This window comes from Streptomyces sp. NPDC046203 (genome assembly GCF_040646255.1).
GTDB lineage: Bacteria > Actinomycetota > Actinomycetes > Streptomycetales > Streptomycetaceae > Streptomyces.
Map to the genome: position 1 here is coordinate 44310 of NZ_JBEYZX010000025.1, position 22080 is coordinate 66389.

General features: G+C 70.1%; 19 protein-coding genes and 1 pseudogene. 9 read left to right on the forward strand and 11 right to left on the reverse strand.

Annotated elements, in window-relative coordinates:
- Positions 1–25 precede the first annotated feature (25 nt).
- Both ABZ990_RS19140 and ABZ990_RS19145 read left to right on the forward strand, forming a co-directional pair.
- Complete coding sequence (locus ABZ990_RS19140; RefSeq protein ID WP_361232478.1) at positions 26–1498, forward strand: MFS transporter; 1473 nt, start codon at positions 26–28, stop codon at positions 1496–1498.
- Positions 1499–1753: 255 nt separating this feature from the next.
- Positions 1754–2128: an RNA polymerase-binding protein RbpA gene (locus tag ABZ990_RS19145; RefSeq protein WP_015032218.1), complete on the forward strand. Its 375-nt coding sequence runs from the start codon at positions 1754–1756 to the stop codon at positions 2126–2128.
- A gap of 226 nt (positions 2129–2354) precedes the next feature.
- On the opposite strand, the gene fxsA is transcribed toward ABZ990_RS19145, so the two are convergent.
- From fxsA to ABZ990_RS19165, 4 genes are all read right to left on the reverse strand, one after another.
- Positions 2355–2948, reverse strand: a complete 594-nt coding sequence (gene fxsA / locus ABZ990_RS19150) for an FxsA family membrane protein (RefSeq protein ID WP_361232480.1) — start codon at positions 2946–2948, stop codon at positions 2355–2357.
- Positions 2949–3161: 213 nt separating this feature from the next.
- Positions 3162–3938: a polyprenol monophosphomannose synthase gene (locus ABZ990_RS19155; RefSeq protein WP_361232482.1), complete on the reverse strand. Its 777-nt coding sequence runs from the start codon at positions 3936–3938 to the stop codon at positions 3162–3164.
- A 286-nt stretch (positions 3939–4224) separates the two neighbouring features.
- On the reverse strand, positions 4225–5838 hold the full coding sequence (locus tag ABZ990_RS19160) for an amidohydrolase (RefSeq protein ID WP_361232485.1): 1614 nt from the start codon (positions 5836–5838) through the stop codon (positions 4225–4227).
- 426 nt (positions 5839–6264) lie between these two features.
- Positions 6265–6705 carry an Lrp/AsnC family transcriptional regulator gene (locus tag ABZ990_RS19165; protein WP_361232488.1) on the reverse strand — a complete coding sequence of 147 codons (441 nt, stop codon included), beginning with the start codon at positions 6703–6705 and terminating at the stop codon, positions 6265–6267.
- A 222-nt stretch (positions 6706–6927) separates the two neighbouring features.
- Here ABZ990_RS19165 and ABZ990_RS19170 point away from each other — a divergent pair, with 222 nt between their 5' ends.
- Positions 6928–7296, forward strand: coding sequence for a hypothetical protein (locus tag ABZ990_RS19170; RefSeq protein ID WP_361232491.1), 369 nt, complete (start codon positions 6928–6930; stop codon positions 7294–7296).
- Positions 7297–7632: 336 nt separating this feature from the next.
- Here ABZ990_RS19170 and ABZ990_RS19175 read toward each other — a convergent pair whose 3' ends face one another.
- Positions 7633–8808: an acyl-CoA dehydrogenase family protein gene (locus ABZ990_RS19175; protein WP_361232494.1), complete on the reverse strand. Its 1176-nt coding sequence runs from the start codon at positions 8806–8808 to the stop codon at positions 7633–7635.
- A 1055-nt stretch (positions 8809–9863) separates the two neighbouring features.
- Between ABZ990_RS19175 and ABZ990_RS19180 the strand changes: the two genes are divergently transcribed.
- Positions 9864–13835 carry a GDSL-type esterase/lipase family protein gene (locus ABZ990_RS19180; protein ID WP_361232496.1) on the forward strand — a complete coding sequence of 1324 codons (3972 nt, stop codon included), beginning with the start codon at positions 9864–9866 and terminating at the stop codon, positions 13833–13835.
- Positions 13836–13940: 105 nt separating this feature from the next.
- Positions 13941–14330 (forward strand): hypothetical protein, encoded by a 390-nt coding sequence (locus ABZ990_RS19185; protein WP_361232499.1) that lies wholly within the window; start codon positions 13941–13943, stop codon positions 14328–14330.
- Between the two features lie 102 nt (positions 14331–14432).
- On the opposite strand, the gene ABZ990_RS19190 is transcribed toward ABZ990_RS19185, so the two are convergent.
- Both ABZ990_RS19190 and ABZ990_RS19195 read right to left on the reverse strand, forming a co-directional pair.
- Positions 14433–15278, reverse strand: a complete 846-nt coding sequence (locus tag ABZ990_RS19190; protein WP_361232502.1) for a hypothetical protein — start codon at positions 15276–15278, stop codon at positions 14433–14435.
- A gap of 369 nt (positions 15279–15647) precedes the next feature.
- Positions 15648–15788 (reverse strand): annotated as a pseudogene (locus ABZ990_RS19195) (peptidase C39 family protein); the annotation flags it as partial.
- A 280-nt stretch (positions 15789–16068) separates the two neighbouring features.
- Here ABZ990_RS19195 and ABZ990_RS19200 point away from each other — a divergent pair.
- Positions 16069–16227: a helix-turn-helix domain-containing protein gene (locus tag ABZ990_RS19200; protein ID WP_361232582.1), complete on the forward strand. Its 159-nt coding sequence runs from the start codon at positions 16069–16071 to the stop codon at positions 16225–16227.
- A 199-nt stretch (positions 16228–16426) separates the two neighbouring features.
- Here ABZ990_RS19200 and ABZ990_RS19205 read toward each other — a convergent pair whose 3' ends face one another.
- Positions 16427–17182 (reverse strand): hypothetical protein, encoded by a 756-nt coding sequence (locus tag ABZ990_RS19205; protein WP_361232505.1) that lies wholly within the window; start codon positions 17180–17182, stop codon positions 16427–16429.
- 260 nt (positions 17183–17442) lie between these two features.
- On the opposite strand from ABZ990_RS19205, the gene ABZ990_RS19210 reads away from it, so the two are divergent.
- Positions 17443–17868: a hypothetical protein gene (locus tag ABZ990_RS19210; RefSeq protein ID WP_361232506.1), complete on the forward strand. Its 426-nt coding sequence runs from the start codon at positions 17443–17445 to the stop codon at positions 17866–17868.
- A gap of 154 nt (positions 17869–18022) precedes the next feature.
- Positions 18023–18370, forward strand: coding sequence for a DUF5655 domain-containing protein (locus ABZ990_RS19215; protein ID WP_361232508.1), 348 nt, complete (start codon positions 18023–18025; stop codon positions 18368–18370).
- 228 nt (positions 18371–18598) lie between these two features.
- On the opposite strand, the gene ABZ990_RS19220 is transcribed toward ABZ990_RS19215, so the two are convergent.
- On the reverse strand, positions 18599–19063 hold the full coding sequence (locus ABZ990_RS19220; RefSeq protein WP_361232511.1) for a hypothetical protein: 465 nt from the start codon (positions 19061–19063) through the stop codon (positions 18599–18601).
- The gene (locus ABZ990_RS19225) at positions 19060–19587 is read right to left on the reverse strand and encodes an ATP-binding protein (protein ID WP_361232514.1); all 528 of its coding nucleotides are present in this window, start codon (positions 19585–19587) and stop codon (positions 19060–19062) included. The genes ABZ990_RS19220 and ABZ990_RS19225 overlap by 4 nt, the downstream gene beginning before the upstream one ends.
- Positions 19588–19858: 271 nt before the next feature.
- Here ABZ990_RS19225 and ABZ990_RS19230 point away from each other — a divergent pair, with 271 nt between their 5' ends.
- Positions 19859–20671, forward strand: a complete 813-nt coding sequence (locus ABZ990_RS19230; protein WP_361232517.1) for an SDR family oxidoreductase — start codon at positions 19859–19861, stop codon at positions 20669–20671.
- Between the two features lie 8 nt (positions 20672–20679).
- Here the strand turns inward: ABZ990_RS19230 and ABZ990_RS19235 are convergent, their stop codons facing one another.
- Entirely contained in the window at positions 20680–22071 is a 1392-nt protein-coding gene (locus ABZ990_RS19235) for a hypothetical protein (protein WP_361232520.1), read from the reverse strand.
- Between the last annotated feature and the right edge of the window lie 9 nt (positions 22072–22080).

The window sequence follows — 22080 nt, forward strand, 5'->3', positions numbered from 1 at the left end:
GCGTACCGCCACAGGGGCCAAGGGCATGAACGAGGGGGGCGCGGCGTTGACCGACGTCGACACGACCAAGCGGCCGGACGGCGATCCCGCCGATCCCGCCGGACCGGCCGCTCACACGGATCCGGACGGACCCGCGGATCCGGCCGCGCGCCGCCGCGAGCAGCGGGGCTGGTACTTCTACGACTTCGCCTGCTCCGTCTACTCGACGAGCGTGATCACGGTCTTCCTGGGCCCGTATCTGACCTCGGTCGCCAAGGCGGCGGCCGACCCGGACGGGTTCGTCCACCCGCTGGGCATCCCGGTGCGGGCGGGTTCCCTGTTCGCGTACGCGGTCTCCGCCTCCATCATCATCGCGGTCCTCGTGATGCCGCTGGTGGGCGCGGCGGCCGACCGTACGGGCCGGAAGAAGCCGCTGCTCGCGGCCTCGGCGTACCTGGGCGCGACCGCCACGGCGGGGATGTTCTTCCTGGAGGGCGAGCGGTACCTGCTGGGGGCGTTCCTGCTGATCGTGGCGAACGCCTCGCTGTCGGTGTCGATGGCGCTGTACAACGCGTACCTGCCGCAGATCGCCGGACCCGACGAGCGGGACACGGTCTCCTCGCGCGGCTGGGCGTTCGGCTACGCCTCGGGCGCGCTGGTGCTGGTGCTCAATCTGGTGCTGTACTCCGGCCACGACTCCTTCGGCCTGACCGAGGGCATGGCGGTACGCATATGCCTGTCCTCGGCGGGCCTGTGGTGGGGCGCCTTCAGCCTGATACCGCTGCGCCGGCTGCGCGACCGCCGGATCGCGCGGGCGGCGGGCGGCGGTGCCGATGGTTCCGGCGCGGCCGGGGCGGGTGCCGGGGCCGGCGCGATGGGCGGCGGCTGGCGGCAGCTCGTGTCGACCCTGCGGGACATGCGGCGCCATCCGCTGACGCTGGCCTTCCTGATCGCGTATCTGATCTACAACGACGGCGTGCAGACGGTGATCTCGCAGGCCTCCGTGTTCGGCTCCGAGGAGCTGGGTCTGGAGCAGACGACGCTCATCACGGCGGTGCTCCTGGTGCAGGTGCTCGCGGTGGCGGGGGCGCTCGGAATGGGCCGCCTCGCGCGCGTGTACGGCGCGAAGCGCACGATTCTCGGGTCGCTGGTGGTGTGGACGGCGATCCTGGTGGCCGGATACTTCCTGCCCGCCGGGGCCCCGGCGTACTTCTACTGCCTGGCGGCGGCGATCGGCCTGGTGATGGGCGGCAGCCAGGCGCTGTCGCGGTCCCTGTTCTCGCATCTGGTGCCGCGCGGCAAGGAGGCGGAGTACTTCTCGGCGTACGAGATGAGCGATCGCGGACTGAGCTGGCTGGGTCCGTTGGTGTTCGGTCTCGCGTATCAGCTGACCGGGAGCTACCGGGATGCCATCATCTCTCTGGTGATCTTCTTCGGCGTCGGTTCCGTGCTCCTCGCGCGGGTGCCGATGCGGCGCGCGGTGGAGGCCGCGGGGAACCCCGTACCGGCCCGGATTTAGACGTGGAAGTGAATGGGCGGTAGTGTACGCCTTTGGCCTGCCAGGCGGACCGTTACTGCGTACTCACTTGGTGAAGACGTTGAGTGACATCTCCTGCCAGATGTGACAAAACGGGCACTGGTGGGTACAAACAGGGGCGGCACGACGGGCGACGCATGACCCGGAACGGGAATCTTTACCGCCGACCGGACGTTGACCGGATGACGACGACAGCGACACCTGTCCTGTGGGCGACAAGCCCGGGAGGCACGATTCATGAGTGAGCGAGCTCTTCGCGGCACGCGCCTCGTGGTGACCAGCTACGAGACCGACCGCGGCATCGATCTGGCCCCGCGCCAGGCGGTGGAGTACGCATGCGAGAAGGGGCATCGTTTCGAGATGCCCTTCTCGGTCGAGGCGGAGATTCCGCCGGAGTGGGAGTGCAAGGTCTGCGGGATCCAGGCACTCCTGGTAGACGGGGACGGCCCCGAGGAAAAGAAGGGCAAGCCGGCGCGTACGCACTGGGACATGCTCATGGAGCGGCGCACCCGTGAGGAGCTGGAGGAAGTGCTGGCCGAACGGCTGGCGGTCCTTCGTTCCGGCGCCATGAACATCGCGGTGCACCCGCGCGACAGCCGGAAGTCCGCCTGACGGACCCACGGTTGCGAGAGATACGCCGCGGGGCCCGGTACACATCGTGTACCGGGCCCCGCGGCGTATCCCGTATATCCGGACGGAGCAGATCCGGAAAGTCCGAAGGGGCGCGGGCCGTGGCCCGCGCCCCTTCGGACGGAATACTCGGTCGGGATCCCGCGGCCGGGGCCCCTCGGTCCGTGTGGAGGACCGGGCGGCACCAGGCCGGAGCCAGGGGTCGGCGTCAGGGCATCAGGGGCGGGCGGGGATCCTGGGGCTCACGCGGCCCCTGAGGCCCGTCCTGCCGGATGACCTCGCCCTGCACCACCTTGCCGTCCGGACGGCGCATACGGGCCTGCTGGAAGGCGTCCTGGAGGCTTCCGGGGGCGGCGGCGCTCATCCGGCGCTCCACGGTCTTCTCCGCGTACCGCCCGACGGCCGTACGGACCTGCGGGATCAGCAGCAGCAGACCGACCGCGTCGGAGACCAGGCCGGGGATCATCAGGAGCAGGCCGCCGAGCATCAGGAAGCCGTTGCGGTCCTCCGCTCCGGCCCGGTCGGCCTCCGTGGGCATCTCACCGCGCTGGACGGCCTCCTGGGCGCGCTGGAAGGTGCCGGTGAGGTTCGCGAAGGCGCGCCGGCCGGCCCGTTTGATCACCGTGGCGCCGAGCACGGCGCCGCCGACGAGCAGCAGCAGGACGGTGACACCGCCCGCCGCGCCGGCCACGACGGTGAGCAGCCAGATCTCCAGGACCAGCCAGGCGGCGAAGCCCAGCGGCAGGAAGGTGCGGGCACGGGAGCGTCGGGGGGTGGAAGAGGGCGATGCGCCGGTCGTCATGGTTTCCAGTGTGCCTGGCGGCCCGTGGGAACGTCGTAAAGGAAGATCGTCCACGCGCGCGAAAAGCGCCCGGCGCTCCGCGCGTCCGGGCCGGTCAGGGCGGGTAGGGGCGATCGGAACGGCCGAGACGGCCGGGCCGGTCGGGGCCGCCGGAACGGCCGGGACCACCGGAATGGTCGGGACCGCGGAGCGGCGGCCGGGACGGCGGAACGGTCAGGACTGCTTGCGGCCGAGCAGTTCGCCGGCCTTGCGCGCACGAGCGGACAGACCCCAGCCGGTGACCCGCCACAGCGCCTCGACGAGGATGTCCTTGCTCATCTTGGAGTCGCCGATCTCCCGCTCGACGAAGGTGATGGGCACCTCGACGACATGGAAGCCGGCGGCGACGGCACGGCGGGCCAGGTCGACCTGGAAGCAGTAGCCGGCCGAGGCGACGTCGTCGAGGCCGAGGCCCTCCAGGGTGCCGCGGCGGAAGGCGCGGTAGCCGCCGGTGACGTCGCGGATCGGGACGTCGAGCATGAGCCGGGAGTAGAGGCTGCCGCCGCGCGAGATGAACTCGCGGGACTTCGGCCAGTTCACGATCCGGCCGCCGGGCACCCAGCGGGAGCCGAGCACCAGGTCCGCGCCCTTGAGGGCAGTGAGCAGCCGGGGCAGCTCCTCGGGCTGGTGGGAGCCGTCGGCGTCCATCTCGACGAGGACGTCGTAGCCGTGCTCCATGCCCCAGCGGAAGCCGGCCAGATAGGCGGCGCCGAGGCCCTCCTTGCCCTTGCGGTGCAGGACCTGGACGTGGTCGTCGTCGGCGGCGAGCTCGTCGGCGATCTTCCCGGTGCCGTCGGGGCTGTTGTCGTCGGCGACGAGCACGTACGCCTCGGGCACCGCCTCCCGTACGCGCGAGACGATCGGCTCGATGTTCTCCGCCTCGTTGTAGGTCGGGATGATCACCAAGACCTTGCCGAGCGGGCCGTAACGCCTCTGGCCACCGTCGTTCACTGCTGTCCCTTCGGGATACCTGCGAGAGCCCCCACCATAGCGAGCCTCGCACCGGGGGTACGTACGGGACCGGGGACCGGTGCCCCCGGCCGGCCCGGAACCCCGCCGTCCGGGGCCCGCCCGGGTCGGAGAAACCTTCCTTCGCGCCGGGGCGGGGCTCCCACCGCGCCCCGGCGCTCCCTGCCCGGGCCCGATCGGCGCGCGGCGGCGAGGGGGCGGAGAGCCGAGGGCCGGGGGCCGGCAGGGGGTGGAGGCGTTCGGAACGCCTCTATGCCACTCGTTTATGTCACTCGTTCGGCCGTACGAAAACAGTCTGCCCGGACACGACGGTCTCCAGACAGACCGGGAGCGCGGCCCCGGGGGTCAGATCCGGCAGGCCGGGCGTCCCCGAGCGCGGGTCGGTGGACCAGCGCGCCACCCGGTCGTCCGGCGCCTGGACGACCAGCTCGCCCGCGCGCCAGACCGCGTAGTCGGCGGGGGCGCCGGGCACCAGGGTGCCGGCGTCGTCGCGGCCGACCGCGCGCCAGCCGCCGCGGGTGTGCGCGGTGAACGCGGCCCGCACCGAGACCCGGTGCTCGGGCGTCCGGTGGAAGGCGGCGGCGCGCACGGTCCCCCACGGGTCGAGCGGCGTGACCGGGCTGTCCGAGCCGAAGGCCAGCGGCACACCGGCGCGCAGCAGAGCGGCGTACGGGTTGAGGGCGCGGGCCCGCTCGGCGCCGAGGCGGTCGGCGTACATGCCGTCCGCACCGCCCCAGTACGCGTCGAAGGCCGGCTGCACGGAGGCGGTCAGACCGAGCTCGGCGAAGGCGGCGACCGACTCGGGAGTGAGCATCTCGGCGTGCTCGACGCGGTGCCGGGCGGCGCGGATCCGGGCCAGGCCCAGCTTCTCGGCGGCGGCCCGGACGCCCTCGACGACGGCGTCGACGGCAGCGTCGCCGATGGCGTGGAAGCCGCCCTGGAGGCCGGCCTCGGTGCAGGCGACGATATGAGAGGTGACGGCCGCCGCGTCGAGGTGGGCCACGCCCGTGCCGGAGTGGTCGGCGTACGGCTCGTGCACACAGGCGGTGTGCGAGCCGAGCGAGCCGTCGGCGAACAGGTCGCCGGCCGCGCCGAGGGCGCCGAGCTCACGGGCCCGGTCGATGTCGAGGTCGGCCCAGTAGCCGACGATCCGGGGGCCGGGCTCGCTGCGGGCCAGGTCGAGCAGTCCGGTGAAGTCGTCCTCGGAGGAGATGTCCGGGCCGCCGCACTCGTGGAGGGTGCCGATGCCGAGCGAGGCGGCGTGGTGCCGGGCGGCGCGCTGCGCCTCGGTCCGCTGGCGCGGGGAGAGCGCGGCGTAGGCGGCGGCGCGTACGGCGTGGTGGGCGGCGCCGGTGAGGGGCTGCTGCCCGTCGTGGAAGCCGTCGAGTGCGCGGACGCCGGGCACCAGGTCGAGCAGGGCGGTGGTGACGACGGCCGAGTGGACGTCGATCCGGGTGAGGTAGAGCGGACGGCCGCCGGCGAGCGCGTCCAGTTCGGTCCGGGTCAGCGGGCGGCGCTCGGGCCAGCGGGCCGCGTCCCAGCCGTGTCCGATGAGGATGCGGTCCTCGGGGCGCGCCTCGGCGTAGGCCCGGATCCGCTCCGCGGCGTCGGCGAGCGAGGCGGCGGACGACAGGTCGAGGCCGGTGAGGGCGAGGCCGGTCGCGGTGGTGTGCACATGGGCGTCCACGAACGCGGGGGTGACGAGCGCGCCTTCGAGGTCGACCACCTCGTCCACGCCCGCGGCGAAGGCGTCGGCGGCGCCCTCGGAGCCCACCCAGGCGACGTGCCCGCGCTCCACCACCATGGCGGTGGCGAAGGGATCGGCGGGGCTGTGGACTTCTCCACCGCGCAGCAGCACGGTGCGGTCTTCGTACACGCTCATGCGACCAGGCTAGGACCTGCCGGGACCCGGTTTGTCCCCCGGGCCCCGCATCGGGGCGCTCCGGCGGTCCGGGTGATCTTGGAACGGCCGCTTCCGGGCCCGGCCAGGACCGCCGGGAGGGTCCCGGACGAGCGTCCTGGCGACCCGGGCGGCAGCCCGTTGCGTGCGCCCTGGCGGCGGTCCCGGGACGGCCCTGGCGAGAGGGCTAGTGCCGCGACCGGCAATGTTTGCCCGGGAAGGAGCGTCGTACGGTGCACTGCACTCGCTTCGCTCGCTCCGTCTCGGCGCTTGATTCCTTCTTCGGATGCCGAGCAGCCATCGCAAGGCGGCCGGAAGTCCTTGTAGCGGAGCTACCAGGGCTTTTGGCCAACGCCGCGAGGGTGCGTGCCGGGCGGCGCGACAGGGCAAAGCTTGCCGGGAGGGGCACTAGATACGGGGCGGTCTGGCCTCGTACGGAGTGGACAGGACCACGGTGGTACGGCTGGCCACATGCGCCTGCGAGCGAATGCGGCCGAGCAGGTGTTCCAGTTCCAGCGGGGTGGCGACACGCACCTTGAGGATGTAGTTCTCCTCCCCCGCGACGCTGTGGCACGCCTCGATCTCGGCGATGTCGGCGAGCCGGTCGGGGGTGTCGTCGGGGGCGCTGGGGTCGAAGGGTTTCACCGAGATGAACGCGGTGAGCGGCAGGCCGACGGCCTCCGGGTCGACGACGGCGGCATAGCCGCGGATGACTCCGCGCTGCTCCAGCCGGCGGACGCGCTGATGCACAGCCGAGGTGGACAGGCCGGTGGCCTTGCCCAGGTCGGTGTAGCTCATGCGCCCGTCCTTGACGAGCAACTCGACGATCTGGCGATCCAGCTCCTCCATGCGGTGACCCTAGTGCCCAGGAAGGGGAGCGGAACAGTCGGGGAGGGCCTCTTTGCTCCGGTTCGGGCCACCCTGAGGCACCTGTGACGTTCATGTGACGAACGCCACAGGTTTTGCGGGGCCTTGGGCGGGGGCTCACGGTTATGCGGCGGGCCGCATGGGAATTGCTTGCTGTGGTCACGGCCGCAGATCCGGCCGGCCTGTTCGAGGGGGAGATTCTCCATGCAGGAGTCCGTTGATTCCGTCGACTCGTCCGACGAGCGCGACGCGTACGACACCTTTGAGATGTACCGGGTGATCTGCCCGGACTGCGTGCAGCCGATCGCGCTGCTCGCGGACGAGGACGTCCTGCCGGAGCACGCGCTCTGCCCGTCCCCGTGGAACCCCTTCGTCCTCACCGTCTGCTCCGGGACGGGGCGGCCCGCCGCCGATGCCCGGCCGGCGGACGAGACGCTGGAGGTCCAGGAGCAGGACACCGCGCTGCTGCTGACGCTGCCCCAGGGGCTCGACTGGCGGATGCAGCCGTTCTCGCACGTGGGCGGGCCGGGCTCGCGCCCGATCAAGCCGGCCCAGCTGCGCCGCGCGGCCTGAGGCGGCGCGGGGCCTGAGGCGGCGCGGGGCGCGGCTCAGGTCCGGGTGAGCGCCGGCCTGAGGCCGTACATGCCCGGGACAGCGCCGGCCCGAGTCGGTGCCGACTGAGCCGGTGCCGGTCCGAGGGACCGCCGGGGGGCGGTTCCACGTCGGGCGACCGGGCCTGGGTGCCGCGCGGGCGTGGTGGTCCCGGTGAGCGCAGTAGCCGCGACGGCGTGGCCGGTGCCGGGACGGCGCGAGGCCGGCGGCCTCGGGCGTTCCGGCCCGCCGCATCCCCTTCGTACGCTCCTTGTCGCCCTGTCAGCCTTGTCGGCCTTGTCGGCCTTGTCAGCCCTGTCAGCGGGATTCCGGTCCGGCGAGGTGGCGGGCGATGACCACGCGCTGGATCTGATTGGTGCCCTCGACGATCTGGAGCATCTTCGCCTCGCGCAGAAAGCGTTCGACGGGGAAGTCCGCGGTGTAGCCGTAACCGCCGAGCACCTGCACCGCGTCCGTGGTGACCCGCATCGCCGCGTCCGAGCAGAAGAGCTTCGCCATGGCCGCCTGCTTCGTGAACGGCCGTCCCTCGTCCCGCAGTCGCGCCGCCTCCAGGTACAGGGCCCGCCCGGCCTCGATCCGGGTCGCCATGTCGGCGAGCAGGAACCGCAGGCCCTGGAAGTCGGCGATCGGCCGGCCGAACTGACGCCGCTCCCTGGCATATGCCACAGCCGTGTCCAGTGCCACCTGCGCGAGCCCCACCGAGCAGGCCGCGATCCCGAGCCGCCCGGAGTCGAGGGCGGCCAGCGCGATGGCGAAACCCTGCCCCTCCGCGCCGATCCGGCGCGCGTCGGGGAGCCGTACGCCGTCCAGGTGCACCTGGGCGGTCGGCGAACCGCGCATGCCCATCTTCCGCTCGGGAGCGGCGGCGCTCAGGCCCGGCGCGTCGCCCGGCACCAGGAACGCGGTGATCCCCTTCGGGCCGTCCTCGCCGGTGCGGGCCAGCACCGTGTAGAAGTCGGCGATCCCGCCGTGGGTGATCCATGCCTTGGTGCCGTCGAGGACCCATTGCTCGCCGTCCCGGACGGCCCGGGTGCGCAGGGCGGCCGCGTCGGAGCCGGAGGAGGGTTCGGACAGGCAGTACGCGCCGAGCAGCCCGCCGCCCAGCATCGCCGGCAGATGCGCGGCCCGCTGTTCCTCGCTGCCGAACTCGGCGAGCGCGTGGCAGGACAGGCTGTGCACGCTCATGCCGAGGGCGACGGTGAGCCGGGCGGCGGCCAGTTCCTCCAGGACCTGGAGGTACACGGTGTAGGGCTGGTCGCCGCCGCCGTACACGGAGTCGTACGGGAGGCCGAGCAGGTTGGAGGCGGACAGCAGGGTGAACAGCTCGCGGGGGAAGCGTCCCTCGGCCTCCTCCTCGGCGGCGCGGGGCGCGATCTCGCGCGCGGCGATCTCGCGTACCAGCGCGAGCAGTTCCCGGGCCTCCTCGGTGGGCAGCCGGCGTTCCACGAACCGCCTCTGGGCGTGGTCGGGCATGGCGGGCGCTCCTTCCCCGCCGGGCCCGGGCGGCCCGGCACAGCGCCGATGCTGCCCCGGGGCGGGCCGTGCGGACGGGCGGCAGGCGGCCGGAGGGGCGGAGTGTGCCCGTTCGGCGGGGCCGGACTCCTCGGCCGGGCGGTCCGGCAACACCCGGGAGGTGCTCCGTACCACTCGCGGAATGCAAACACGTCGCTCCGGAAATCCGTGGGCCGCGCTTCATGAGCGCAAAATGCCCCCTCTCGGGTTCTCAAGATCCACATCTCGTGTTTTCCAGGACCCTCGGGCAAGATCCATAAGCGGGGTGGCCCACAACCGGTACAACCCGGGCGCCGCGAAATCGCGGCGCGTCCCACACCGGCGGCCAGAGTCGGAATCAGCCAATGTGGCGAACACGCTTCCCCCAGCCGCGTCGCTCCCGTTCCACGAGATCACCGGTCACGTGATCGGACATTCCGATTTCAGGTGAATTGCCGTCACGACCTATTTTTTGCCATGTCTTTGATCAGTCCTTAACGCATGGTGCCCCTGTGCCTAGAGTGAACGCGCGCTCAGGGGGTCAGGTCATCGCCCGGTCCCCGTGTGTCGCCGGGACGAGCGTTGCTGACGCGGTACCACACGCGGCAGCCTTCCTCCCGCCGCGCCGGCACGAGGAGGGACGGGAGGTCATAGCTGCGCCGTAGGCAGCGGCCGTTACGGCCGAGCTGTCTCGGCCACCCCGTCCGCAGCACGCCACGCCGAGCCGACGTCATTCCGCGGATCCGGAGTCATTCCACTGAGCCGGAGCCCGAGTTCCCTTGTCGGCCTGTTCTCCGCGATTCCACGGGAGCCGCGTGCCGCCCGGAAGCAGCCTCAAGAGAAATCCGGCCGATCCCCCTTGTCCCTACAGCGGCCCTCTCCGCCCCATGACGCACGCGCCTTCGCGTCGAGCGGGCGGAGACTCCGCCGTGCCCGCGCACATTCCATCGCCCCGCATACAAGGAGTCGACGTTTTGAGACGGGTCAGCAGATACACGTACGCACGCATTCCGATAACGTGCGCCATTGCCACCGCGATGGCGTTCGGCACGGCGATACAGGCGCAGGCCGTCGCACAGCGGACGCCGACGCCGCCCCCGAACGCCGCCGAAGGCTGGTCGGGCCCGGCCACGCCCGGCGTGAAGGCGGACGAGAACGGCAACAAGGACCGCGTTCCCGCCAAGGAGCGCGGCAAGGTGCTCGGCAGCGACTACGCCACGTCCGTCGACACCGCGTGGACCACCATCGGCGACGCCACCGGCTTCCACCTCATGACCGCCGACGAGGCCGACGGCTACCGCTGGAAGACCGCGGCGACCCTCCTCGAACCCGGGTTCTCCGAGACCGACACCTGGATCGGCAACGCCTGTGTCACCGCGTCCGGCGACCGTGCCCTCGTCGCCTACGCGCCGCGCACCTTCACCAACAAGCCCGACCTCATGGCCCGGGGCGCTTTCACGGCCGCCGTCGACCTGAACTCGGGGAAGGTCACCAAGCTTCCGTTCCAGGCGAGCCTCGCCTACTTCTCGCCCGGCTGCGGCGACGGCGAGCAGGCGGTCCTGTCGCAGTTCACCGACGAGAACACGTCCGCCCGGAACGAGACCCGTCTGATCACCGTCGACGCCCGTACGGGCAAGACGACGACGAAGACCACGGTGCGGGGCCAGGTCACCTCCGCGGTCCCGACCCGCGACGGCATCGTCGCCGCGCAGGGCAACGCCATCGTCCGGATCACCCCGAGCGGTACGTCCGAGCTGGTCACACGTACCGACGACACGCCCTTCAGCCTGTCCGTCACCAAGGACGGCGGCATCGCCTTCCTTGACCGTACGCACCCCGCCCCGGCCGCGAAGGGCGTGCCGGCCGGCGCGAAGCCCGCCGAGGCCGCGTCCGCCGGCAGCACCTCCGAGGTCAAGTACCTGACCGCCGCCCAGCTCAAGGGCAAGGCCGTCAAGGCCCGGACGGTCGCCGAGGGCGACCTGACGGGTATGGACCTGACCCGGGCCGCCGACGGAACCGCGATCGTCACCGGCGTGGCGAAGAACGTCGGCACCCTGCCCGCGAACGTGCGCAACCCGGGCGGGATCGACAAGGAGGCCACCGCCTCCACCACGGCACGCGCCATGGTCGACGCCTCCTGGGCCGACGGCAAGGACACCCGGATCCGCCCCTCCGAATACGAGACGGCGCGCACGGTCCGGATCGAGATGAGGCACCTGCCCACCGGCAGCGAGCCCGTACTCGAGGCCAACCCGTCCGCGTCCCCGGTCGGATCCGACCCGGCGGCAGGCGCGGGCCTCTCCCCGGCCCTCGGCCTCCCGCCCGCCGCCGGCGGTGTCACCGTGGGCGGCGACAAGGTGCAGTCGCTCAACATCTCCGAGCCGGAGTCCGAGCGCACCTGCGCCGTGGAGCGGGGCAACCCGCAGAAGCAGGCATTCCAGCCGAAGCCGCGGCAGATCGAGTGGGCCGTCGACCGGGCCATCGAAGGCACTCTGGACACGCACGTGTACCGGTCGGCCAACTGGAAGAACATGGGCATGGGCGCCTACGCGCCGCAGTCCCTCGTCGGCGGCCTCACCTCGCTCACCGGCGGCGGACGCATCCCGGCACAGGTGTTCCTCGGCATCACCGCCCAGGAGTCCAACATGTGGCAGGCCACCCGCTTCGCCGCCCCGGGCACCACCGCCAACAGCCTCATCGGCAACTACTACGGACTCATCCGCGACGAGCACGGTCAGGTCGCCGACCCGTGGGCCATCAACTGGGCCGAGGCGGACTGCGGTTACGGCATCACGCAGGTCACCGACGGCATGCGGCTGCCCGGCAAGCCGTACCCGAACGGCGAGGTCCGGCCGTCCAAGCCGCGTGCCTACCAGGAGGCCGTCGCGCTGGACTACACCGCGAACGTCGCGGCCGGCGTGAACATCCTCGCCGAGAAGTGGAACCAGACCCGCGGCGCCGGCCTCACCGTCAACAACGGCGACCCCAAGAGCATCGAGAACTGGTTCTTCGCCCTGTGGGCCTACAACTCCGGCTTCTACCCCCAGGCGGACGCGGGCAAGAACGGGGGCAAGTGGGGCGTGGGCTGGGCCAACAACCCGGCCAACCCGACCTACAAGCCCAACCGCACCCCGTTCCTGGAGAACGCCGTCGGCGGTGACGACTACTCGCACGCCGCCAAGCCGCAGTACTGGCCGTACCCGGAGAAGGTCATCGGCTGGGCCGCGCGTCCGCTGGAGGCCCTGGAGTCGCCGGGCACCCTCGTCCACGGCTACCGGGCCGCCTGGTGGACCGATCCCCTCTTCCGCACCACGGCGAAGCCGCCGGTCAACCTGTTCTGCAACGGCTCCAACGAGTGCGACCCGGGCAAGATCAAGGACGGCGCCACGAACGACTCGCCCGCGACGGGCCCGTGCCAGCGCACGGACTACCGGTGCTGGTGGGCCACCAAGGTGGAGTGGAAGAACTGCGCCGCCGGCGCCTGCGGCTACGAGCTGTTCCGCTTCGACAACACCTACGCGGAGGAGGCGGACGGCAACTCCCACCCGCCCCGGTGCAGCTCCGGTCTTCCGATCGGCACGCCCATCGTCGACAACCTGAACACCGGTCAGCCGATCGCGGGAGCCGACTTCAGGCGCTGCACGGACACCGCGCAGTCGTCCGGGTCGTTCAAATTCGACTTCGCCTCGCCCTCGGCGAAGATGGACACCCACCAGCTCGGCGTGGGCTACGGAAACCACATCTGGTTCGCCACCACGCACAAGGCCGGCTCCGCGGAGGCGCCGCGGCTGAAGGTCACCGGCACCTGGACCGGTCCCGGTACCGTCAAGGGCTGGACCCGCGTCCTGGTCCACATGCCCAACGTGGCCGCACGGTCCCAGCAGGCCAAGTACACGGTCTCGGGAACCGACTCCGAATCCCCGCACCGGGTCGCCCCGCAGCGCATCCGCAGCAACGAATGGCGGTCGCTCGGCGTCTTCAACTTCACCGGCACCCCGTCGGTGGCCCTGTCCAACATCACCGAGGAGAACATCGGAGTCGACATCGCCTGGGACTCCGTCGCGTTCCAGCACCTCGACGCCAAGCCCACGCAGGTGGTCGGCATGGGCGACTCCTTCGCCTCCGGTGAGGGCGCCGACACCGAGAACGGCAAGGACTACTTCCGGGAGACGGACTACAAGGAGAGCATCGGCAACGACGAGGTGGTCAACAAGTGCCACCGCTCCAAGCAGGCCTGGGTCCGGCAGGCGACCCTGCCCGGCAAGTCCCAGTCCATCGGCGCCATCTCCGACGCGTACGGCGATGTCGACCTGAGCTTCATCGCCTGCTCCGGCGCCCGGACCTTCAACGTCAAGTCGGGCGGCAAGAACCAGGACAACTCGCTGCCGCAGATGGATCTCGGCTATCTCGACCAGAACACGAGCATCGTGACGATCGCCATCGGCGGCAACGACTCGCTGTTCACGGACGTGATCACGGAATGCATCTACGCGGCGGGCCTGAAGCTCTGCCAGAACGCCGAGATCGAGAAGCGGAACCCGGACACGGGGGCCAAGACGGGTGAAATGAGCGGTCCGCTCAAGGACTTCATGCCCGGCTGGATCGCCAACGAGGTCAAGCCCCGGATCGTCTCGGTGCTGGGCGAGATCAAGGCCCGTGCGCCGAAGGCCAAGATCTACCTCGTGGGCTACCCGCCCCTGCTGTCCGCGAACGGCCAGTGCATCCCGGGCATCGGAACCGAGGAGGCGCCCTGGCTGAACGACGAGGTCGCCCCGAAGCTGAGCCTGGAGATGAAGGCCGCCGCGACGTCGGCCGGGGCCACCTTCGTCGACCCCGCCCAGGACTTCCAGGGCAAGGCGATCTGCGGTGACCCCGAATCGATCAACGGTATCGTCCTGACCGGCAAGGCCGAGGCGGACACCGGCGGGATCGAGCCGTCGATGAAGTCCTTCCACCCGAAGATCTCCGGTGCCCGGCTCTACGCCAACGCCCTGGAACGCGCCCTGTAACCGCTGAAGGACACGCGCCACTTCGTGGTTCCGTCCGCACAGCCGGCGGGCCCCGACGCATCCGTGCCGGGGCCCGTCGGCCTGCGAAGAGCAAGGATTCCCGCCATGCCGTACATACGACTCGTCAAAGGCGCCCTCGTCGTCGCCGTCGCCACCGTGGCCTGTCACACCCTCATGTCCGCCGGCTACGCATGGGCCCGCGACAGCGCGGCCGCGAGCGGGGACACGCCCCTCTCCGGTGCCTTCGAGTTCTTGTTCGTCACGGCCGCTTCCTGGATTCTCATGCCGCTCCTGCTGTGGGCCGGCATGCGGCTGCTGCGGGAGCGCGGCAACACCGTGCTCGTGGTCGTCGGCGGGCTGGCCTGGGTGGGGATCTCCGGGTACTGCACCGACGACCTCGACCGCCCCGGCGGACACATGCCGGTTCTCGCCCTCGTCGCCTATGTGCTCATCGGCACGCTGCTGGCCACGGTGGGCCCGCTCCGGCGGCGCTGAGGCGCACCTGCCGGGAAGGCCGCGCCGCATACGCCCCGCCCCGCCGGGCCCGACCGGTGGCCATCGGCGCTCGGCGCGGACGGCGAAGACACGTGCGTCCACTCAGCCCTTGCGAACCTCGCGCGGAGCGTGGCTGTAGTGGGCATGACCGCGCTCGACTGCCACGCAGATGAGCCGTGGATTGTCGAGGAGCGGCGAGAGGTCCCCATCGGCCACCCGCGTCGAGCCGGAGACGATCACCTCCCAAAGAGCCGGATGCGCCGCGATCGGGGCGAGTGAGGCGATGTCGCCGCTGTTGTCGAGTTCCAGCCGGCGCAATCGGGGCAGGCCGGCGACGAAGGTGATCGCCTCGGTTTTCGCAGACAGCAGGGAAACGTCCGTCAGCATCGCCGCGTCCGCCAGCAAGTCGGAATGGGCGAGCCGGCCGTCGTAGATACGGAGCTCGTCGAGATTCGGAAAGAGACCGGCCCCCTCCATGCTGGTCACATGGTTTCGTACCGATTCGATCCGGAGTTTCCGGAGGGCCGGTTTGGCGCCGAGAACGGAGAGCGATTCCCCCTTCCACTCTGAGATCAAGAGGTTCTCGGCGGACGCCACCGCGTGAATAGTCCGGCTTCCGGCAGACCACGGGATTTCCACTTCCCGGAGTTTCGTGAGCCCGGACAGATCCAGGCCCTGCGTGGCAGAGGCGGGCAGGCGCAGCCGTTCGAGATCCGCACACCGCGCCACCGGGGACAGGTCCGCGATGCCCTTCAGGACTCGAAGGCTGCGCAGCCCAGGAAGGCCCGGAAGGAAGGAAAGATCAAAACCGGCCTTGCGGCGCAAGGGCGCTCCGACGACCAGGCCGTCGCAGGTGCCGTCCGCGAACCGGCCGGCGTACGCGGGATCCCACGGCTCGTCGGTCACGAACATCTCGGACGGTCCGCCGCGCCGTCGGGTGATCTTCATTTCGGCTATCCCAAGGAGAGAAAGGGGGTGGAGACGCCCCTTTGGAGACCGCCCCCATCTCGCCTGTCAGCAGTGAGCCGACTCACTGGACGGGCGAATCATATTGGTCAGCGTTACGCCACCGTTGCACTGGTGGCGGTTGCCGTTTCTACCCTTGCTGACGTGCACGTCTCGGTTGCGCGGGGCATTCGTCGCGTGCCGGTCGAGATTGCCACAAGCGGACCACCGCGGCCCCGCCGAACGGTGTGCCCCTCGGCAGGATGTCCCGCCGGTTCGGACGTCGTTCGATCGAGGTCGCGGTGGACCGGTGCGGCCGCCTCGTGCGGGGCGGCCGGGAGTGGTGTCGTCAGGACGCGGGGCCGCGACCCATCACAGCACGCCGAGCGAGCGCAGCACCCGGTGCTGTGTGCCGGTCGGCTTGAAGGGCCAGTAGAGGTAGCAGACGCCGCCCGAACCGCTTCTGACCTTGCCGTTCGCGTCGTAGCGCTTGGTGCGGAGCCAGATGTTCTCCAAATGGGAGGGCGCCGCTGATCACGCGACGCCCTCCCGAGCAAACATGCAGGTAGCAGGCTCGGACTACCTAAGACGAATTGCGCTCGGACGCGCTGGTGCTGGCTTCCGCTGGCTTCCGTTCCGATCCGTTCGGGTGCGTCGCGCTGGATCGGTGCTGATTCTCGCCCCTCATATCCGGCCAGGCCTTCGCTAACTTGGTGCGGCTGCCTTCCCTGTGTACCGTCCGCCCTGCCGAGCAGTAAGAGCGAGCATAGAGGATCTATTTGTGAGTGAGCCGATGTGGGACGTCAAGGCACTTGCCGCCTATCTCGGAAAGCCTGCGTCTTGGGTGTACGACAACCACCTCAAGGAAGAGATGCCAAGCTTCCGTATAGGCCAGCAGCTCCGATTCTCTCCGGCAGAAGTCCGGCAATGGCTGGCAGAGCGATGCCGGTAACTGAGTGAAGGTGCAGGGTGATTCGAAAATGTGTGGCGCCCTCACAAGCAAAGCCACCGCGGCCGAGGAAGCGATACCCCTTCAATATGCGTTCCCGCACCACCGTTTCCTCGCCGTCGCGTTCGTGAATGCCGGCGACCGCGCGGACCAGACCAGCGAGCAACTCCTCACGAGGGCAGTCAGCACCGTCACGCCACCATCACCGGTGCTGTACTGGCGCTGTCGGGGCGACATCGTCCTCGGACCGCAGCACCTCACGGACAGCGGCTACGAACGTCGATAGCGCTCGTTCGAGGTTACTGGCCGACAGATCCTGGTATCGATATTCAATTTCAGGGTCATTGGCCAAGCGATGTGCGTGCTGCACCGAAAGCCCTGGGACAGCCAGGAGAAGCCGCAGCCGTTCCTCGTGAGGCACGGGAGCCTGAGGGCGAATGGTGTCATGGGCCCTATGCGCTGCGGCGGCTGTTTCCTCATCAGCACTGCCACACAGGCCGACGAGGGCTTCCTCTGCGTGTTCGACTGGGCCAGCACGTCGGTCCATGTTGTAGTTATAGACGGCGGTGGCCACCAGGTCTTTAGCCGCCGCCACGACATGATCAGGAGCAGTCAGTTCAATCTCAGCCCCTTTCAGGGTCACTGCCTGAAGTAATTCACGCCCTTGGCCACGCAAATCAGCGTTGTTTGGATCCTGACCGTAGAGACGCCCCAGGCGCCTCAACTCGCGTACGCTTCTGACGAACTGAGCGGCCTGGAGTTGCCGAACACTCCACAAGGCGGCCACCCGCTGCGCCTCAGCAGCTATCCACGCTGCCTCCCTTGCCGCCGCTGCCTGGTCCCGGCCACCATTCGCCTGGATCTTGGCGCCGATGATGCTGCCGAGGAGGCCTCCGAGGATGGCAATGGCAGCGACCAAGGCGGCGAAGATCTCGGGGTTGTCCTCAAAGTACTTCACTACTTCATCATGCCGAACTGGTCGGCGCCGCCGCAGTGTTACACCGCCACCAACGACGCTGCGGCCAGCACCGTGGGGCGGCGCCATCCTCGGGCTTCGACATCTCGCGAGTAGCCTCAACGGCCCTGCTGCAGTCCTCTGCAACTACGAATGACCCCTTTGCCTCACCACATAGGAAACGGTCTGAGTACCGAGAGGCCGGAATACCGAGGTCCCCTCGCTGATTGGTCTTCTTGTAGAGATCGCGGGGAGGGGCACCGGTGGCCGAGTTGATGTTGTTCCGGCAGGACGCCGACGGGCGGGACGTGGGGCTGTCCGGTTCGACGGTGGCGCTGGAGGTGGAGCTGCAGCGGCGGGTCGAGGCCGGGCTGGAGCAGATGCTCGGGATCCGGTTCGTGGCGTCGGAGTACGCGACCGGTCCGTGGCACCGGGGGCGAATCGACACACTGGGGCTGGATGAGAACGGCAGCCCGGTGGTGATCGAGTTCAAGAAGGGCTCTGACAGCGGGGTGCTGTCGCAGGCCGTCTCCCACATGGCGTGGCTGCGTTCGGCGAAGCACGAGTTCGAGGCGCTGGTCCGGAAGGTGCTGGGCGCGGAGGTGGCCGAGTCGATCGACTGGCGGCGTCCGCGGATGGTTTGTATCGCGGCCGGCTTCTCCCACCACGATCGCGTGGCCGTGCAGTGATTGCCCGAGCGGATCGACCTGGTGCGCTACCGGGTCTTCGACGGCGGGCTGCTCGGTCTGCTGCTCATCGACTCCTCACCGGGCTCGCCAAGCGCCGCTTTGTCTTCGGCGTCATCGGGAGCGGGACGCGGCGGTCGACAGCGCGCCGGCCCCGATGGCTCCTCCGGCGGCCGACGCCTGTCTTGTCCCGGAGTGCCTGCGGGGCCTGTACGCGGAGGTGAACGAGGCGCTGACGGCGTGGGTCGAGGTGGCGGTGCTGCGGCACTACATCGCCTACCGGCGGCTGGTGAACGTGGCGTCGGTGATCTTCCGCCCGAAGCACGAGACGATCTTGGTCTACCTCAGACTCGCCCCGGACACGGTCGTGCTGGAGGAGGGCTTCACCCGGGACATGCGCGGTATCGGGCATCTGGGGACGGGGGACCTGGAGGTGCGCCTCGTCTCGGCAGCGGACTTGGAGAAGGCGGCACCGTTGATCCGGCGGGCGTTCGAGGCGGCCTGACGCAACGAGAAGGGCGGCTGGAGCATCGTTTCTCGATGTTCCAGCCGCCCTTTCGCACCTCCCGGGTGCGGGAGCGTGCGGACGCGCACTGGGCAGCGAGGGCCGGCAGGGCGGTGGTGTCGACCTCGGCGCACGAGATCTTGCGGACCAAGCCGTCGGCGATGACACGGTGTATGCGGGGATCGTCAAGCGGACGATCTCGTCCGGGACAACCGTCCCAGTCGACAATTACACCGTGCCGCGCACCCCGACGACCTCGGCCTCCTTCACGCGCAGGGCGACAGCGCCCTCGCGCAGGACATCACACCCGCGCACCGACTTGGCGGCGTCGTCGAGGCACAGGGGCGGGGTCGTCACCAGAATGGGTCCCGTCAGGTGCCCGTCCAGTCGAATGCCCGGCGTGTGCAGAATCCACAGGATGCCGCGCTCATCGCGATGCGGAGGGCCCGCGCACCCCGCGCACCCCAGCGCCCCCATGGCATGGACCTGACGGTGGGCGTGGTGCTCTCCCCACCGCTGCGGGCCGGTCCGGTTGCCCGACCATCGGCGGAGCAGGACCCCTTCAACGGAGCGGTCGGCGGGCGTCTCGTCGCGGTAGCCCACCCTGCCATCCGCGGCGAAGACGACCTCGACCTCCTCGGGGTACTCGCACGCGTACGGCGCTACGAACATCGCGGTGGCGGAGGCAGTCACGGCGTCTCCAGGAACGCGACGGTCTGGCCCGTCCTGTCGACGGCCGAACCGTGGGCCTCGTTCTCCGAGCGACCGTGCGCGACGGGGCTAACGGGAATGTCGGCCCAAACAACCTTGCCGGGCCTCCTGGGTACCTCGTAGTGGCCCCACCTCAGGCTCATCGCATCGACGAGGAGGAGTCCGCGTCCGCCAGTGGCGTCGAGGCCGGCCGGGCTCATGGCGGGCGGTTTGGCGTCTCGGTCCCAGACCGACAACCGGACGATGTCGTCCACCATCTCCAGCGCGATCTCGAACGTCTGCGCCGTGGACTGCCTGGCCTGAGAGGAGTCCTGCCGGCTCAGGTTGTTCGGGTGCTGGACGACGTTGGTGGCGAGTTCCGACACCAAGAGCTTGGCGGTCTCGACGCTGTCCGGATGCACACCCCAGCGGGAAAGGACGTCGGTGGTGTGAAGTCTGGCCAGCCCGATGGCGTTGGGGGTGTCGGCCAGCGTGAGTCTGTTGCGCGGAGGTGTTGCCTTGAACACGGTGTGCCTCCCGAGCGGGGAGAAGAGCCGGGACGGGCCGCTGGCTCTCGCTCGATTCGTGTTGGGCGTCGCCCCTGAATTCGATGGCTTAGGGGCGGGCGGGGGGTGTCGCACCGAGCACGGGTGGCCGAGGCCGGCTGGTCGTCGGCTGGTCGGTCGTCCCATGGCGGGGCAAGACCACAAGACAACCGCTGCGGCCAAGGGATGAAAAGGATGCAGGGAGGATGGGTCTGAACACGCGGGTTGGAGCGGTTGGTCGGAGGTTGTACGCATGACAGGCAAGGTGGCCCAGGGGATGCAGCAGGTCCCGTTGAAGGGGCGATTCGCGGGCCGGCGCTTCGTCGTGACGGGCGGCTCTCGCGGGTTGGGCGGGGAGGTGGTCCGGCTGTTGCTGGCGGACGGCGCTCGCGTCGCCACCTGTGCGCGCACGGCGGAGTCGCTGGACGGACTGCGTCGTGCGCTCGGTGCCGGCGACGAGCTGTTCACCGAGCCGCTGGATGTCGCCGAGCCGGAGCTGCTGGAGCGGTTCGTGGAATCCGCCGCTGCCGTGCTCGGAGGGCTCGACGGCGTGGTCGCCTGTGCGGGAGGGGCCCGGGGCCGGGGCATCACCGAGGCCACAGCGGAGGACTGGGCGATGTCGTGGGCCCTGAACGCCGGCCACTTCGCCCGGCTCGTCGCGAGCAGCGCCCCTCACCTGCGGGCTTCAGGCGGCGGGTCGATCGTCGTGGTGTCCTCGATCTCCGGCTGGAAGCCCGGCCCGCAGGCCCAGTACGGAGCGAGCAAGGCCGCGCAGCTCCACATGGTGCCCTCGTTCGCCCGTGAACTGGGGCCGTACGGGATCCGCGTGAACGCCGTATCCCCAGGGTCCATGCTGATCCCGGGGAAGCGGTGGGACCGCATGCGCCAGGAGGACCCCGTCGCCTACCGGAATTTCGCTGCGGAGTTCCCGGGACAGGAGCTGGTGACGCCCGAGGAAGTCGCGGACGTGATCGCCTTCTTGCTCTCCGACCAGGCTCGTGGCGTGACCGGAGTCAACCTCCCCGTGGACCGTGGGCAGAACGCCCCCACTCCCCAGGGGTACTGAGAGCGGGCTCAGGCAGCGCTTGCTCCGAGTATCGGGCGGGCCTTGCGCTCGAAGTCCCGGACGATCGGCTCGTTGCGGCTTGGGGCGAGTCGGGCACGGAAGTCGCGCAGGGCCTGCACGGATCGCTCGCTGTGCACTCCGCCGAGCAGGTCCAAGGCGGTGCTGGCCGTGCCGACTGCTTCGTCGAGGCGGTTCTGCTGGAGGAACGCGGTGGCCAGCACAGAGCTGCTGATCGCTTGGCGACGACGCCGGTCGGTGTTGGCCGCGACCGAGGCCGCCGCGAGGCGTTCGGCCGTGGTCGCCTCGCCGAGGTCACGGTGGACCAGGGCAGCCTCGGCCTCCAGATAGTGGTGGTCGAGGAAGCGAACCCAGACAGATTCCTCGGCGGGACCACGACTTTGTTCAAGGGCCGCATCGGCAGCGGCGAGCGAGGCCGCTGCCTGCCGGGGAGTATCGAGCATGGCGTGTCCTCGGGCGGCCATGGCGTGCAGGCGCATGAGACCAAGTGGACTGCCCGAGCACTTGGCGGTCGCGATGCCGGCGCGGGCCAGGGCGACTCCCTCCGCGGGGTTGCCGAGGCTGGTCGCAACATGCGACAGGCCGGCGAGGATCTGCCCGCCGAGGACCCGGTCACCGCCCTCGGCGCACAGCCGGAGCGCCTGGATCATGTAGCGCTCGGCGAGGCCGTATTCGGCGGTGTCGTACGAGCACCAACCCGCCATGGCGGCCAGCTTTGCGGCGTACACGTAGAGGGTGCGCCGCTGGCTCGCGGGCAGGCCGCGTTGCTGGAGCATGGGGGCGAGCTGGGTGCTGAGATAGCCGACGATGCTCGGACGGACGTTCCCGCCGCCGAAGCGGTTGTCCATGAGGTCGAACATATTGATCATGGCTTCGACCTGCTCGACGGGGCCGCCTCCCGCCACAGAGGTGAGGTGGGGCGCCTGCTCCTCTTCGAGGAGCCACAGAAGCCACTGCCGTTGCGGATCCACCAGCGCGCTCGCGATGAACGGGGTGGCTCCGAGCAGTCTGCGTCGCGAGATGTCCGTGGAACCCAGCTCCGCGAGCGTGTGCAGAGTCTCACTCACGTCTTCACGGTACGACAGGGCGCGAGCGGCTACGGGCCGTTGGGCCTGCGGGGGAAAGCCGAGGTCCGTGGGGGAAACGGGGCGCCCCAGGAAGCCTCCGACGGCCTCCGCGATGAACTGGGGAGTCTTGCCCTTCGGGGTCACTCCCTGCGCCCAGCGGGTGGTCGACGCCTTGTCGTAGCGCGTGACCTCCCCCTGTAACGCGCCCAGTTCGTTGACTCGTCGCGCCAGAGCGGCGTTCGAGCATCCCGCTTCCTTGAGGTGCGCCGCGAGGGCCGTGTTGCCCCCTCCGGCCCCCGCTGTTCCCACGGCCATGCCTCGATG